Source organism: Trichocoleus sp. DQ-A1 (assembly GCF_039961955.1).
In the GTDB taxonomy this organism is placed as follows: Bacteria; Cyanobacteriota; Cyanobacteriia; order Cyanobacteriales; family FACHB-T130; genus FACHB-T130.
On the sequence record NZ_JAMPKE010000030.1, the window covers coordinates 1 to 15,611 of the forward strand.

Annotated in this window: 12 protein-coding genes and 1 pseudogene; 6 read left to right on the forward strand and 7 right to left on the reverse strand. The window is 45.7% G+C overall.

The annotated features are described in order from the left end of the window. Window positions 1-125 precede the first annotated feature (125 nt). Window positions 126-515: pseudogene (locus NDI33_RS21575) on the forward strand (DUF2887 domain-containing protein); the annotation flags it as partial. Between the two features lie 90 nt (window positions 516-605). Here the strand turns inward: NDI33_RS21575 and NDI33_RS21580 are convergent. Further along, a complete protein-coding gene (locus tag NDI33_RS21580; RefSeq protein ID WP_190676688.1) occupies window positions 606-2,381 on the reverse strand; it encodes an N-acetylmuramoyl-L-alanine amidase in 1,776 nt (591 codons plus the stop codon). Window positions 2,382-2,437: 56 nt separating this feature from the next. After that, entirely contained in the window at window positions 2,438-2,989 is a 552-nt protein-coding gene (locus NDI33_RS21585) for a pyridoxamine 5'-phosphate oxidase family protein (protein WP_190676690.1), read from the reverse strand. A gap of 535 nt (window positions 2,990-3,524) precedes the next feature. Here NDI33_RS21585 and NDI33_RS21590 point away from each other — a divergent pair. Together NDI33_RS21590 and NDI33_RS21595 are read left to right on the forward strand one after the other, a co-directional pair. Continuing rightward, window positions 3,525-5,198, forward strand: coding sequence for a CTP synthase (locus NDI33_RS21590; protein WP_190412838.1), 1,674 nt, complete (start codon window positions 3,525-3,527; stop codon window positions 5,196-5,198). Between the two features lie 118 nt (window positions 5,199-5,316). Next, on the forward strand, window positions 5,317-5,733 hold the full coding sequence (locus tag NDI33_RS21595) for a hypothetical protein (protein WP_190412837.1): 417 nt from the start codon (window positions 5,317-5,319) through the stop codon (window positions 5,731-5,733). A gap of 73 nt (window positions 5,734-5,806) precedes the next feature. Here the strand turns inward: NDI33_RS21595 and NDI33_RS21600 are convergent, their stop codons facing one another. From NDI33_RS21600 to trxB, 4 genes are all read right to left on the reverse strand, one after another. Beyond that, complete coding sequence (locus tag NDI33_RS21600) at window positions 5,807-6,706, reverse strand: ROK family protein (RefSeq protein WP_190676748.1); 900 nt, start codon at window positions 6,704-6,706, stop codon at window positions 5,807-5,809. 177 nt (window positions 6,707-6,883) lie between these two features. Further along, window positions 6,884-7,327, reverse strand: coding sequence for a hypothetical protein (locus tag NDI33_RS21605; RefSeq protein ID WP_339380350.1), 444 nt, complete (start codon window positions 7,325-7,327; stop codon window positions 6,884-6,886). Between the two features lie 191 nt (window positions 7,328-7,518). Further along, on the reverse strand, window positions 7,519-8,424 hold the full coding sequence (locus NDI33_RS21610; RefSeq protein ID WP_190426687.1) for an ABC transporter permease: 906 nt from the start codon (window positions 8,422-8,424) through the stop codon (window positions 7,519-7,521). A 165-nt stretch (window positions 8,425-8,589) separates the two neighbouring features. Continuing rightward, window positions 8,590-9,972 carry a thioredoxin-disulfide reductase gene (gene trxB, locus NDI33_RS21615; protein WP_199302496.1) on the reverse strand — a complete coding sequence of 461 codons (1,383 nt, stop codon included), beginning with the start codon at window positions 9,970-9,972 and terminating at the stop codon, window positions 8,590-8,592. A gap of 193 nt (window positions 9,973-10,165) precedes the next feature. On the opposite strand from trxB, the gene NDI33_RS21620 reads away from it, so the two are divergent. From NDI33_RS21620 to NDI33_RS21630, 3 genes are all read left to right on the forward strand, one after another. Continuing rightward, complete coding sequence (locus NDI33_RS21620; RefSeq protein ID WP_190676695.1) at window positions 10,166-11,497, forward strand: class I SAM-dependent methyltransferase; 1,332 nt, start codon at window positions 10,166-10,168, stop codon at window positions 11,495-11,497. A gap of 118 nt (window positions 11,498-11,615) precedes the next feature. Continuing rightward, window positions 11,616-12,200 (forward strand): type IV pilin-like G/H family protein, encoded by a 585-nt coding sequence (locus NDI33_RS21625; RefSeq protein WP_190676697.1) that lies wholly within the window; start codon window positions 11,616-11,618, stop codon window positions 12,198-12,200. 148 nt (window positions 12,201-12,348) lie between these two features. Further along, window positions 12,349-14,586 (forward strand): O-linked N-acetylglucosamine transferase, SPINDLY family protein, encoded by a 2,238-nt coding sequence (locus tag NDI33_RS21630; protein ID WP_190676699.1) that lies wholly within the window; start codon window positions 12,349-12,351, stop codon window positions 14,584-14,586. On the opposite strand, the gene NDI33_RS21635 is transcribed toward NDI33_RS21630, so the two are convergent. Beyond that, window positions 14,583-15,575: an FkbM family methyltransferase gene (locus NDI33_RS21635; RefSeq protein ID WP_190527786.1), complete on the reverse strand. Its 993-nt coding sequence runs from the start codon at window positions 15,573-15,575 to the stop codon at window positions 14,583-14,585. The genes NDI33_RS21630 and NDI33_RS21635 overlap by 4 nt on opposite strands. Window positions 15,576-15,611 lie beyond the last annotated feature (36 nt).

A 15,611-nucleotide genomic window follows, 5' to 3' on the forward strand; every position in this document is an offset into this window, starting at 1 on the left:
GCAAGGGGGCATGGCGGCGGGAGTTGTCTCTTTCATTTATCAAACCATAACGTGAAATGGTTGCCATGCCTGTATTATACCTTTTTAGAGTCTTGTTTTTCGTTTAAGCACCGTTAGGAGAAGCGGCAGATCGATCTCTTGGCGTGGGAGTGGTGAAATTAGTCGTAGAAACTAAAAAGAAAGCCACCGAGTTGGCAAGGCAGCTACTGAATAAAGCTAGTCAAGAAATTGCTGATGAAGCCATCAGGCGACAAGTTATAGAGTTGATTGAGACAATAGTTTTGTATAAGTTTCCACAAATGACTCGCCAGGAGATGGAAGCAATGTTTGGATTCAGTGAGTTAAAGCAAACTAGAGTTTATCAAGACGCCGTCGAGGAGGGTAAACTGGAAGCAAAATTAGAAGCAGTGTCTCGATTATTGACATTAGGGTTGACTGTGGAACAGGTCGCAGAGGCTTTAAGTTTGACAATTGAGCAAGTCAGACAAGCCGCAGAAGCGAAGACTTCCGATTAGGCACTTAATTAGTATTGCTGGGATGGGAATTCATTGCCCAAATCATTGCAAAAGGAATGCCCATACCCAGCCTACTGCCGACAAGAGTATTTACCGAGCGACTTTGAACCATTGGGTAACGCCTTCAGCGATCGCTGCCGCCATCTTCTGCTGCGCTTGCGGATTGACCACCCATTCAAATTCTTCCGGATTGCTCATAAAACCTAATTCCAGCAATACAGAGGGTGCAGAGGCAGGACGCGCGAGGGCTAAGTTATCCCAAAAAACGCCGTAGGAAGGACGCCCCGCCTGAGTCACGATGTAGTTATGCAGAAACATCGCTAAGCTGTGGGCTTGGGGATGATACCAAAAAGTCCCAAAACCCTGCGTATTCTGGGCATCTCCTTCATCGGGGAGGGAATTGTAGTGAATTGAAAGCGAAATTGCCGGTTTCACTGCGTCAATAATTGCCACCCGTTCTGGCAGCGACACCGCCTTATCAACCTCCCGCGTCAGGTACACTGTGGCACCCCGTGCAATCAGCTGAGTGGCGATCAGCTTGGACATGGTGAGCGTCACCTCTTTTTCGGGATAGCCGGTTGGCCCTCCTGCGCCACTGTCTTCACCGCCATGTCCGGGATCGAGAACAATTTTGATTCCAGATAAAGGCTTGTTGGAAGACTGAGAACGGAGAGGGGAGGGGCCAGAGGTGAGACGAGGGGGATGGCGCAGAGATAAAATCAGGCTCGTGCCTTCATATCTCACCGTATAACCCCATTGCTGGGCGGATTTGAGATTAAACGTATATTGAACGGTTTCTGGGGCGACCTGTTGCCAATCCAGGCGAGAAATGACGGGATCGGGGTCGAGGCGAATGATGTCCGTTTGCGCCGTCGTGTTATACAGCGTTAATGTCAACGTGCGATCGCCCTGCTGCACAACGAGCGGTACCGGCACTTGTAAGGGAAAAATGACTTCTGTGGCACCGGGAATCTTCCGAGCGCGAATACTGCGAATCAGCGATCGCGGTGGCACCGAACCTTTGACAATTTGAACTTCTTTACTGTTAATCCAGCCGCCATAGTCCAAGCGCACCCATTCCCCGTCTCGACCTGTAATTGTAGCTCGCGTAGTTTTCGGCAGCGGTGTCAGGCGAGAATAATCTGTACTTGGCCCGGTTCGGGCGACCCCGGCATCAACAATCACCTCAGCCACCTCTAGCTGTGCTGGAGAGAGAATCTGAATCTTCGCCGGTCCCTCCTGACTCACAATCTGCCCATTTTTTTCTACTTTGAACTGGGGACGACCCAAATCAGCCGCCGCCGCCGCTGCTGCACAACCCAGGTAGTGTCCTGCCCCAGCGACAGCATAAGGTTGATTTTGTGCAGTTAAGGCAGCGGAATTCGCTGGTAGCTGTACAACCTGCTGCTGGTTAGTTAGCGGAATCGTTTGATTCGCCAAATTGACGGAAACATTGGCGTCAGCAGGAGCAACTGCGCCGAAACACAGCAACTCACCCGGCAGTCTGGCGAGATCCTGCGATGGAGTCAGGGAATCTTTGGCAAATGCCAACCCCTTTGGTGGCTCAGGGCGGGCGGCAGCCCGCGTAACTTTAAGTTTGACGGCTTGACCTTGATAGCTCACCGTAAAGAGGTTCTCTCCCGGCTTTAACGGAAAACTGGGAGCAAAATGCCCCTGTTTGCTCCGCGCGATCGCCTTCCCATTCACCAACACTTTTCCTGGCGGTGGAGCTGTGCCAATTAAGAAAATTCGGTCAGCTGTGGTTTTATGGCTAGCAGGAGGATAGGAAACGTAAAGAGATTGTTTTGCCGATACTGGTGCTGCCATAACCACCCCTAATACAGCCAATCCCAGGATGTTTCTCATGTTAAATCCTAAGTTCCTTACATCAATTAGAGGATAAAATTAGTAAAAAAGTTTCTTTAATCTTGTAAAAGTTTTGTGGGGAGTCCATCGATACTCTTTTGATTCTTTTCGCACCAATAGTCAAAGATTCCTTGTTTCCCTTTTTTTTCACCCCATTCTCTGATAGTTTTTCTTTCTTCTTTCAGTTCATAAATGGGCACACCATATCCGCATGAAGTTTGTACTGATTTTATCTCAAGTACCACGATCTGACGTTCTCCTAAGATTGGCGTAAACAAGGAATAAAATTTTTCCCAAGCTTCATGTCTTGGAAAAATTACTTTTCCCTGACCGTATAAACGAAGAATCAAAGGCTTTTCAGAAAAGCTGCAAAACATGATAGTCATCCGCCCATTTCCTGGTTCATGTAAATGAGCGGAGGTCTCGTTGCCACTCCCAGTTAAATCAAGGTAAGCCACTGTATTATTATCAATACAGCGGAAAGTATCTATTCCTTTCGGCGACAAATTAATCCGACCTTCTTTCGGTGCAGTCGCGGTAAAGAAGATTTTCTGCTCCTGAATAAAGTCTCGGAGATTCTGATTTAATTCATCGTAAACTTTAGCCATGTCTAGTGTTTTAGCCCACCGATTATCCAGTTAATAGTATTTTAATTGTCAAGCAATTTACAGAGGTCGAAGCATTACCAGGTATCAATAGTTTAGAATCTAATTGGCAGGAAAACGAGTGGGATTGATGGCATTGAAAGGAACGAAGCTATCGATTTCGTCTAACTTCCGGTAAAGGCAAAGTGCTAATACCAGAATGCTAGCAGCGAAGTCGGGAGGTATCAGTCAAAGCCAAAAATAGTGTCACTCAGGGGTTAAACCGTACCAAAAGCGCGATCGCCCAAGCGTGGGAATTGTCCGTCGTCAGTCCTTTGAGGGGTTTGAAGGTCTATAAGCGATCGCAAAGCAACTGTTAGCCTTGTTATCGTTCCTATAGGATAGGTGATAAGGCAGCCAACAAAGCCACTCTGCCAAGGTTTTACAAACCAGCGATCACCGATCGCAGACTGCAAACAACAAGCAACGAACAACTCGTTAAGACTGTGGCACAATTAACGGGGTGGGTTGCCGACATGGCTCTTCTTTTAAGCATTTTATGACTAAGTTTGTCTTTGTCACCGGCGGCGTGGTTTCCAGTATTGGCAAGGGAATTGTAGCAGCAAGTTTAGGACGCTTGCTGAAGTCGCGTGACTATTCGGTTTCTATCCTGAAATTAGATCCGTATATTAACGTCGATCCGGGGACGATGAGTCCTTTTCAGCACGGAGAAGTGTTCGTAACGGCAGATGGTGCCGAGACGGATTTGGACTTGGGGCACTACGAACGCTTCACCGATACGTCCATGTCTCGGCTCAATAGCGTTACAACTGGCTCGATTTACCAAGCGGTACTCAATAAAGAGCGTCGTGGCGATTATATGGGGGGCACCGTGCAGGTAATTCCCCATATTACGAATGAAATCAAAGATCGCATCCAGCGAGTTGCCAAAAATACCAACCCGGATGTGGTGATTACGGAAATTGGCGGCACGGTGGGCGATATTGAATCCCTGCCATTTTTGGAAGCAATTCGTCAGTTCCGCAAAGATGTGGGGCGTCATAACGTGCTGTATATGCACGTAACCCTGATGCCGTGGATTCCCTCAGCAGGGGAGATGAAAACCAAGCCGACGCAGCATTCGGTGAAGGAATTGCGGTCGATCGGGATTCAACCGGATATTTTAGTTTGTAGATGCGATCGCCCTCTACATCCAGGACTCAAAGAAAAAATCTCAGAGTTCTGCGATGTTCCCGTCGAGTGCGTGATTACAGCCCAAGATGCCAAAAGTATCTACGAAGTGCCGCTGATTTTAGAACGGGAAGGACTAGCACAGCAAACCCTAGAATTGCTGCAACTAGAGCAACGCCAACCCAACTTGAGCCAGTGGAAAATCTTAGTAGATCGCCTATATCATCCAACTCACCGGATAGAGATTGCCATCGTTGGTAAATATGTAAGGTTAACAGATGCCTATCTCTCAGTGTTGGAAGCTTTGCGCCATGCAGCGATCGCAATGAATTGTGACCTTAACCTCCGTTGGGTTAGCTCGGAAAGCATCGAATCGGGCAGTGCTGAAACTTACCTGGCTGGTGTGAACGGCATTGTAGTACCTGGAGGTTTCGGCGTTCGGGGTGTCGATGGCAAAATTGCGGCGATTGAATACGCCCGTAAAAACCAGATCCCCTTCCTCGGTTTGTGTCTGGGAATGCAATGTTCGGTGATTGAATGGGCGCGACACGTCGCAGGATTAGAAGATGCCAATAGTGCTGAATTTGCCCCGAATGGATCGAATCCGGTGATCAACCTGTTGCCGGAACAGCAAGATGTGGTGGATTTGGGCGGCACGATGCGCTTGGGGCTATATGCTTGTCGTTTAGCGCCCAATACTCTAGCCTTCCGGCTCTATCAAGAAGAAGTGGTTTACGAACGGCATCGGCATCGGTATGAGTTTAATAATGCTTATCGCAACCTGTTTTTAGAAACCGGCTATGCGATCAGCGGTACCTCGCCGGATGGGCGATTAGTGGAAATTATTGAACTACCTAACCATCCTTTCTTTATTGCCACCCAATTCCACCCGGAATTTAGCTCTCGACCCAGTAATCCCCACCCGATGTTCCAGGGATTGATTCAAGCGGCATTAGCCCAGCTTGACCCCGGACTTGCTCGTTCTGACTCCTCACAGCCTACCCAAGAAGATGCGACGCTCCAAGCAGCTGAGGTATCTTAACAGTTGCTGGCAATTCCAGCAGGACGGAAAGCGATCGCTTCACGTCCTGCTTTCCACCAACCACTTGCGCGGGGGAGCGTTGTCAGTGCCAGAACTCACCTTAATGTGAGGAGGTCATGTGGCGTATTGGATTAAAGTGAGTTATGAGCGAAATGAATATGTAATCGATCTTGACCGCATCAGTGCCTTCGCTTGCACCCCGAACGGTAAGGTAACTTTTTGGTTGCCTGATAGTGCCATCCCAATTATTATCAACCGTCAAAGTAACCCGGATGGCTATCAGCAAGTAATGGACTATATTCAACAAGTTAGCTTCCATTCACTGGCAGCATCTTGGATCAAAGTTAGTTATGAACGGAATGAATATGTAGTCGATCTCAACCGTATCAGTAGCTTTTCCTATTCTTCTAACGGTAGGCTCACGTTCTGGTTGCCGAATAGTGCTATTCCCATCATTATCAACAAGCAGAATGACCCGGATTGCTATCAGAAAATTTTGGAATATATCAAACAGAAAACCGGGCACTCATTTTAACCAGTAGGGAGAACGACAAGTGCTGAGACTAACACTCCTCAATCCTCAACCCTCAGTCCCCAGCCCTCAACCCTCAACTTTCAGTCTTCAAAATTTGCCAAGCCAATTTTGCCGCCCCAACCATTCCAGCTTGGTTGCCTAACTCAGCTTTTAATAGGTGCAAACCCTCACGGGAACTCTTCAGCACCCGCCGCTCAATTTCTGCAAGTGCAGCCGGAAAGAAAAATTCTGCACTTGCACTAACGCCGCCGCCAATGACAATCGCTTCCGGCGTTAAAACATAGATAAGACTTGATAATCCAACACCGAGATCGCGTCCGTAGCTTTGCCAAAATTCTAATGCTTGGCGATCGCCTGTGCTTGCCAGCTTGCCCAGTTCCTCTGGTTCTAACCCTGTGCGGCGGCGAATGGCGGCTACTGAGGCATATTGCTCTAAAGAGCCTTGATTGCCGCTATTACAGGGCGGACCCTCTGGATTTAAGGTAATTAATCCTAGCTCAGCGGCGGCACCTTGATGACCCACAAACAGGTTCCCATCGAGGATAATCGCACCCCCCACACCTGTACCGAGTGTTAGCAGAATCAAATTCCGGTAATGGCGTCCAGCTCCTAACCAAGCTTCTCCCATCCCAGCACAGTTAGCATCATTAGCCAGAACTGTGGGTAAACCTGTTTTGGCTTCTAACCAATCTGCGAGGGGCACATCATGCCAACCTGCGAGGTTAATTGCTACTCTGGCAATTCTACCTGATGCATCGGCGGGACCAGGGGTACCGATACCGAGCGCGATCGCGTGTCTTGCTGGATCGAGCTGCGCGATCGCTTCTATCATCGCATCCAAAACCGCTGTCGGTGTTGCCGGTTGCGGTGTCGCCACACTCAACGACTCCAAGCAAGTCCCATCCTCGCGGAACCTCCCCAGCTTAATTGCCGTTCCCCCCAAATCAATGCCAATTACTTCCCGATTCACCACAACCGTTCTTCTAATTTCCAAAAACTAATACCACTTATCTATATTCATGCCATTTGTCACTTTTCCCAACCTTTAGCGCTGATTTATAAAGTCCCAATTCCTTCTGTAGGGGCAATCCAATGCAATGCCCCTACAGAAGGTGAAGTTTGTCAGTTATTTAATCCACGACCCTTAATATCAGTCTGAAATTTTAAAGGAATTCCAGAACTTTTGAAATTCTTGCTTAGCCTGCTGATAACTTACCGCTTTCTGGTCTAATACTGCTTTTACAATTTCTTTGTCTTCATACTGCTTTTTCGCTAATTCAAACTCCAGCTTTTTCATCTGATAATCTTGCTTTTTAATTGTCCCTTCAACGGAAGCAACCCAGTTAGTAAAGCCCAAGTTTTGAACTTCCCAATCAGTATTCCCTACCTCAGAGATAGCTTTTTCTCCCAAAGCAGATTTACTTTTTTCCGTCAAAGTGTGAAAACTATTCAACGCCCCCTTAATTTGTGGAAGAACGCGCATTGAATTTTTTACAGAAAACCTTTCATTCAGGGTATAACTAACAGTTTCATCGGGATAAACAGGTTTAAGCTGCAAATCCGATACTTGGGCCGTGTTGGGACTGGCTTGCACCTTCAAACCTGTGACAGGTGCCGCCCTAAGTATCCCAGCGATCGCAATAGATAACATAAAACCACCTGTAGCGGCAGCAATTAAAGAAATATTGTCTTTCATATCTCAGCAGCAGTGCTTATTGGTAATGGATCGTTGGTAATGGGTCATTGTATAAATTCGATTACCCATTACCGATAAAATATTTGACTCTATTCAGGGGATTTTTGGTTCCAATTTTCTCTCCGCAACCGGGGATTCACAAACTCGCTTAATCCTTCTCCCACCAGAGACAACCCTACCACCATCAGCGTCATCGCTAAGCCTGGGAAAAGCGCTGTCCACCAAATGCCAGTAGGCAGAGCATCCAGCGCCTGACGGAGATCGTAGCCCCATTCAGGAACCTGATCGGCAAGCCCTAACCCTAGAAAACCCAAACTGCCCAAAATCAAAATTGCATCGGCAGCATTCAGAGTGAATAATACAGGCACGCTCTGAATCACATTAAGAAACAGGTAGCGAGAGAGAACCCTCCAAGTGTCTGCCCCCATTGCTTGAGCGGCTTCGATGAACAGTTCTGTTTTAACACTAACCGTATGGTTGCGGACGACTCGATAATATTGGGGAATGTAGGAAATGCTGAGGGCGATCGCGGCATTTAAGACCCCTCGTCCCACCACAAACGCCAGCGTCACCGACAGCAACAGCCCCGGTAACGTATAAATTGTATCCATCAAAAATAGCAGCACCCGATCCAACCTACCACCCAAATAACCGCTGACTAAACCCAACGGCACCCCGATGACAAGGCTCAACACGGTTGCCAAGATAACCACTTGCAGCGCCGCTTGGCTCCCAAATAGGGTGCGCGAGAAAACATCGTACCCTTGGCGACTGGTACCAAACCAATGACGCCACGAGGGCGGCTCATGAATCGGATTAGCTAAGGACTCCAAGGGATTTTGCACCCATCCCCAAGCCTGAAATGCGGGAGTGAGAAAAGCTATTAGCACGAACATCAAGGTGATAACAATTCCCACCCGCATCATCTGCATGGAGAGACTGGGACGCCCAGATAAACGTAAAAGTCGAGGTAAGGGAAGTTTTGTCGGGGTCATCAATATATCCTGGCGATGATAAATCGCGGCTACGCCAACCCCCCTTCAGAAGAAGGGAACAGAAAGCGAAGTCCGGATGCTACGCGGACTTCATTTTAAACCCTTGTCTAGCGGGTTTTGTTGGTATAGCTGCGAATTCTATGCGCCTGATTCCTAAAACCTTTGCTAGACATATTGCTCAATCATTTGGCGGAACTGGCTCTTTTGCTTAACGCCCTTCATCTCACCCACTAATTCTTTGTTTTTGAAGAACTGCACTGTAGGCGTTCCGGTAACACCAGCATTCTCGGCAATGTCTCTATCTTCCGCAATGTCAATTTCTACAAAGTGGATTTTGCCATCGAACTCATCCACCACCTTATTTAAGATCGGCTTTAGCGTATGGCAAGGCCCGCAATTGGGCGAGACATATTTGACCATCAGCAGGCGATCGCTATCATGGAATAGCTTCCGCAACGCATAGCTACCCTCATGCCTCGTCGCCTGCGGGTTAAACGCCGCTTCTGGATTCAGCTCAGCTATCTTATCACCAGGCTCATCTGCCGGTGTATCTGGCTCTTCAGACGTATGTATCTGCTGACGATACTCCTGGAGCAAACCATTAACAGATAGCCATCGTTCCGCCAACATTGCTGCCATACACCCAGTACCCGCCGCAGTAATCGCCTGACGATATTCACGATCCTGGACATCCCCCGCAGCAAAGATACCTTCTACACTCGTCTCCACCGAACCAGGCTTCGTCACGATGTAACCAACTTCATCCAATTCCATCTGCCCCTTAAATAGGGAGGTGTTGGGCTGATGACCAACTGCGTAGAACAATCCTTTAACAGGGAGAACACTCTCTTCACCAGTCTGAGTATGTTTGAGCTTAATCCCGGTCATCCGACCATCTTCACCGACAACATCCACTGGCTGAGAGTTCCAGTGAACCGTAATCCTAGGGTTATTCAGCACCCGATCCTGCATTGCTTTACTTGCCCGCATCTTGTCGCCGCGAATCAGCATATGAACGCGATCGCCATACTTAGTCAAGTAAACTGATTCCTCAGCCGCTGAGTCACCCCCGCCAACCACAGCCAGTTCCGCACCGTGGAAGATCGGTGTCGCACCATCACAAATCGCGCAAGCCGAGATCCCCCGGCTCCAAAATTCATGCTCGCTGGGCAGCCCTAACCTCTTCGCCGTCGCCCCCGTAGCAATTACAATACTATGAGTTCTAACTTCCCGTTCCTCAGAGCGGACAATAAAAGGACGCTGACTCAAATCCACCGAAATCACATCCTCGGTAACTAACTCAGCCCCCCATCTCTCAGCCTGCGCCTTCATCCGATCCATCAATTCTGGCCCGGTAATCCCTTCTGGAAACCCCGGAAAGTTCTCCACTTCCGTCGTGGTCATCAGCTGCCCCCCAGGTAGCCCCCCAGCTTGAAAGCCTTCAAACACAAAGGGTTTCAGATTCGCCCGCGCCGCATAGATAGCAGCGGTATACCCCGCGGGGCCAGAACCAATAATCACCAAGTTCTCTACGGTTGGGTTGGTCATAAGGTTATACAAACTCATAACGACTACGCTTTATCTAGTATAACTGTCTGGTGAGACGATGAGCGCAAGAAACTTTCGTTAGCTGTATATTTTTGCCCGGAAAAGGGAACTATTGAAGGGGGAGTGCTGGCAGTAACTAAATTTTGCCTTGCTTCCCAGACGTTCAAAACTCCAGTATCAGGAAGTATTCCCCATGAACGACCAAACATCAGAGTTACTAGAAAAAATTCGCCAGCAATTTGACTTTGGACCTTATCCCCGAATTCCAATAGATAAATCTCCTAAGGACAACGCTAACTTTCTTTTTATTCATAATCTAGTAACACCTTATTATTTAAGAAATCAAAAAGTTATAGATACTAAAGAAAAATTAATTTTAGATGCAGGTTGTGGTACGGGCTACAAATCCTTAATATTGGCAGAAGCAAATCCAGGCGCAAAAATAATTGGTATTGATATATCAGAAGAGTCAGTAAAGCTAGCACGGCAACGCCTAAAGCATCATGGATTTGAAAACGCTGCATTTCATGTTCTCTCAATTTATGACTTACCAAACCTAGGTCTTGAATTTGATTATATTAATTGTGATGAGCTTCTTTATTTGTTTCCAGATATATCCGTTGCCTTAGCCGCTATGAAATCCGTACTAAAACCAAAAGGCATTATTCGGAGTAATTTGCATAGTTCCTTGCAAAGATTTACTCATTACCGTACTCAAGGAATTTTCAAGATAATGGGACTAATGGATAGTAATCCCGAGGAGATGGAAATAGAAATAGCTGTAGAAACAATGAAGGCTTTAAAAGATGGTGTTGATATAAAAGCTAAAACTTGGAATCCCAGCTTTGAAAGAGAAGATGGCAAAGAGGGAGTGTTGATGAACTACCTATTCCAAGGTGATAAAGGTTATACCATCCTTGAGTTGTTTGCTGCTTTGAGAGCAGCGAATCTAGAATTTATCAGCATGGTGAACTGGCGACACTGGGATGTCACTGACTTGTTCAATGAACCAGAAAATTTGCCAGCTTTTTGGGGGATGAGTTTACCAGAAGTTTCCACAGAGGAACGGCTGCATCTTTTTGAACTTATGCACCCGATTCATCGGTTGTTAGACTTCTGGTGTGGTCATCCGGGTCACGCAGACTCGTTCACGCCAGTCGATGAGTGGGAGTTAGCTGACTGGCAAGCAGCTCAAGTACATCTACATCCTCAGCTTAGAACGTCTCAGGTCAAAGAAGATCTCCTGAAGTGCCTTGCGGAGCAGAAAGCTTTTGAAATTAGCGGTTATGTCACCCACCCAGCTATGGCTCCTGTCCAGATAGACAGTAGTGTAATAATTTGCTTGCTACCCCTGTGGGAAGAACCAAAGCCTATTAAATTCCTAACGGAACGCTGGCTCAAGGTGAAACCGCTGAACCCTGTAACCTTGGAACCTGTGACCTTCATGGAAGCCCTCAACGACGTCAAAGAACTTCTCAGCAAGCTAGATTTTTTTCGCTATGTACTTTTAGAGCTATCTGCGTAAGAGCTTTGGAAACGGCAACCAAAATTTTTTGCGGAGGATGATATGAAATTGATCGGATGTGGGTAAGTTACATCTAGGAGTACAAGTCAAGCATCCCCCACCCCAAGGAGAAACGCTCATGAAGACCGAACTGAAAGCCAAGTTCCTGCAACACCTCAACCAGAAAAAGCAGGACGAAGGTTTCACCCTGATTGAACTACTCGTCGTTATCATCATCATCGGTATTCTGGCTGCCATTGCTCTGCCGTCCTTCCTTAGCCAAGCCAACAAGGGCAAACAGTCTGAAGCCAAAACTTACGTCGGTTCCCTGAATAAAGCTCAGCAGGCAAACTTCACGGAAAAAAGCGTTTTCATCGGTGGTGGTTCGGCAGCTATCCCGGCTTCGGGCATTGGCATCAAAACCCAAACTGTCAACTATATATACGGTGCATCTACTGCTGGTGCAGGTACTGCTTCATACGCGTCAAGCTATTCTAGTATACCCTCCAACATTACTGCACCTCTGAAAAACTATACTGGCTATGTATCCCTGATTCTGGCTGGTACTGGCACTACTGCTGGTGCTGGTGAGTACACAAGCATTGCCGTTTTGTGTGAGAGCAAAACAGCTGGCGGTTTTGGTACGACCCCCCTCGTTGGTACTGGCACTTCTGCTGGTGCCGGATGCAATGCTAACCAAGTTCAAGTTGGTGGTACACAGTAATTACTATCCAACAAATACCTGCATGACGGAAACGGTAGGTTAAACTTGACAAAATAAGTGGGTGGTATAGATTTACCCACCCACTTATTTTTTAAGAATTTGGGCTTAAAATAAACATACCTGAGTTAATACTAAAATTTAAATTTTTATGACTTCTTCACAAGTTATGACAACTGCTACAGATTGGCAAAAACAAGCAAATCAATACCTACTTCAAGGATTTTATAGCAAAGCAGCAGACCTTTACGAGACAGCAATTTCAGTTGAACCTGAAGTAAAGGCTTATTACTGGCATTTGGGATTAATGCTTCTGTTGCAGGGGCAGGAAGCTGAGGCTCAGACAACTTGGATGCTGGGAATTGCAGAGGGAGAACTAGAAGAAATAGAGCTGTGGACAGCGGAATTGGTTCAAGTTCTGCAAACAGAAGCAGAGCGACGAGAAGTTATTGAAGATTATCAAATTGCCTGGGCTATCCGTCAACATATCCGGGAAATTGCTCCAACAGATGCTAACAATATCTTACATATTGTTTTACTCTCTATTCAACTGGAAAATTTTACAGGTAAAGATATAACAGAATCAGGAATCATTGAGTTGTTGCAGGAAAAGAAATGCCATGTAGAGTTTAATTTATTGCAACAAGTCTTAGTAAGCCTTATGACTTATGCCTATGCTGATCCGGCAGTTCTCGCATTTACTGAGGCTTGCATAAACTATGGTAATGAGCCTCAAGCAATAATTGATATTGTGATACTTACTTGTATAAAAATTGCTTACTCTGGAAACCAACCTAAAATAGCATCGCGCTATGCTGAATTGTGTCTAGATAGATGTAATAACCTTTCGCAAATTCAAGCACAGCTAACAGTTTTTTATCAAAACTGTTATGAATACGATAAAGGTATAGAAACAGCAAAGCACTGCTATGAGTCATCTACATCTTTACTGGAAAAGGTTTACAGCAATTACCTAATAATTAGAGCATTGATGTCCGCATCGGGGTATTGGGAAGAATCGTGTTTGACATTTGCAGTACATAAAGAACTGCTGTTTTCACTTATAAAAGAATGGCCACTAAATATAAACGTAGACTATTTACCATCTCTTTTGGTAACACCATTTTTTGCACCATACTTCAAAGATGATCTTCCTAATAATCGCTTGATTCAAAATAAGATTGCTCAGATTTGCTATGAAAATCATCAAAAATCAATAAAAGAAGCAGCAAGAGTAGAAGAAAATCAAAAGGTGCCTTCTACTCAAATATTAACTGAAAAGAAAAAAGTCATCAAAATTGGCTATGTTTCTCAATGCCTAAGAAGACACTCGGTGGGCTGGATATCTCGCTGGCTATTTAAGCATCACGATCGGGAGCGGTTCCAAATTCACACTTATCTTGTAGGCTATTTATCGATTGATGATTTTACCCAAAATTGGTTTGTTGGTAACAGCGATCGTGCTTACCGCGCTGATGTTCTCGGCTTAGAAATTCTTAAGCAAATGGAGGAGGATGAACTTGATATTCTAGTCGATCTCGATAGTATTACATCTGGGCATATGTGTCAAATTTTTGCAAGAAAGCTTGCTCCAATTCAAGTAAGTTGGTTAGGATGGGATGCTTCAGGGCTACCATCCATTGACTACTTTATTGCAGATCCTTATGTTCTGCCTGATTATGCTCAGGAACACTATACAGAAACTATTTGGCGGCTGCCCAATACCTATGTCGCAGTTGATGGGTTTGAAGTAGCTGCGCCTACTCTGCGGCGCGAGCAGCTAGATATTCCCAATGATGCTGTCGTGTACTTTGTTGCACAGAAGGGGTATAAACGGAACCCCGATAATGTACGACTACAGATGAGGATTCTCAAAGAAGTACCTAATAGCTATTTTCTGATCAAAGGCCCATCTGATGAAAAATCTTCACGAACTTTTTTTGAAAAGATTGCTGAAGAGGAGGGTGTGAATTGCGCTCGCCTGAAATTTATGCCAATTGACATTTCAGAAGAAGTTCATCGAGCTAACCTGGGTGTTGCTGATGTGGTACTGGATACTTATCCCTACAACGGAGCTACAACTACTCTAGAAACACTCTGGATGGGTATTCCTTTGGTAACGCGAGTGGGTGAGCAATTTTCTGCACGTAACAGCTACGGCATGATGATAAATGCAGGTATAACAGAAGGTATCGCTTGGACGGATGAAGAATATGTAGAATGGGGAGTTCGTTTAGGGAAAGATGCAGTTTTGCGGCAACAAGTTGCTTGGAAACTGAAACAATCGCGGCAAACAGCTCCTTTGTGGAATGCTAAGCAGTTCACCCGCGAAATGGAAAAGGCTTACGAGCAGATGTGGGAAAAGTATACTCAAGGCAATCGTACTTAAGCAAGCAAACCTTGAACATCGCCACTAACGCGATCGCGAATTTTTTCCACAATAGGCAAGGAACCTAATCCTTGCTGTATCAGCCCAGGAAATTGAGCCAAACTCTCAATGATATTGTTAGCAAAATTATAATTTGCATCAGTTCCATATTGCAGAGTCAAATACTCCAATAGTTCCAGAGCATAATCTGGAAAATTCATTATATCGGCCATGCAAGCTAACTTAAAAATTTGCTTTGGTGTTTTTAAAGGGATACTGATATCCTCTCTAATCAAATCTCGGAAGTAAAACGCATCTGCCCAAAGTAATTGTCCAGCACGAACTCTTGAATGAATAGGTGATCGCGCACGAGTACGATAAGAAGTAGCTAAGTCAAATAATGTAAAGCCTTTTTTTCGGAGATAAGTGTCTACATCCGCAAACAAAGGCTGTTTATCGTATAAATGAGAAAATTCAACTTCAACTTGAACAGCCAGAGTACTGCGTTTTAATATCTCAGAAGCTCCTTCCAAAACTTGCAGATCCGCACCCTGAACATCAACCTGAAGAAAATCAATCTCTTGGATTCCCTCTGTTTGACAAAAAGCATCTAAAGTTGTGGTTTCAATTTCTAGAGTAAAATCTAAATTTACTAACTCTGGAAGTCCGCCAAACCTAGCTAAGTATGGTTCATTGGGTGGATATAAGGAACTACACATGGGATGTTTGGTTACATAGAGTGTAGACTCTCCTACAGAATTTCCCAGTGCTAAGGGAATGTGTTTTTCTGTCCAATTTATTTGTCTAGCTTCAAGCTCAGCGTTCGCTTCATCACAAGCATCTACATCTGCATCGAATCCGTATATAGTGAGCCGAGGTGCAAAGATATCCCAGCCAAGGCTGGTGTAGTCATCGTGACTTCCTAATTTACGAGAACCAACATTACATATAGTTAGGTGGAGCTGATTCAAGTGACCGCTTTTCTTTAAACTGGAAAGAAAAACTGACATTTTATATTCCTCGCTTTTGAGTGTTTAATAATTATT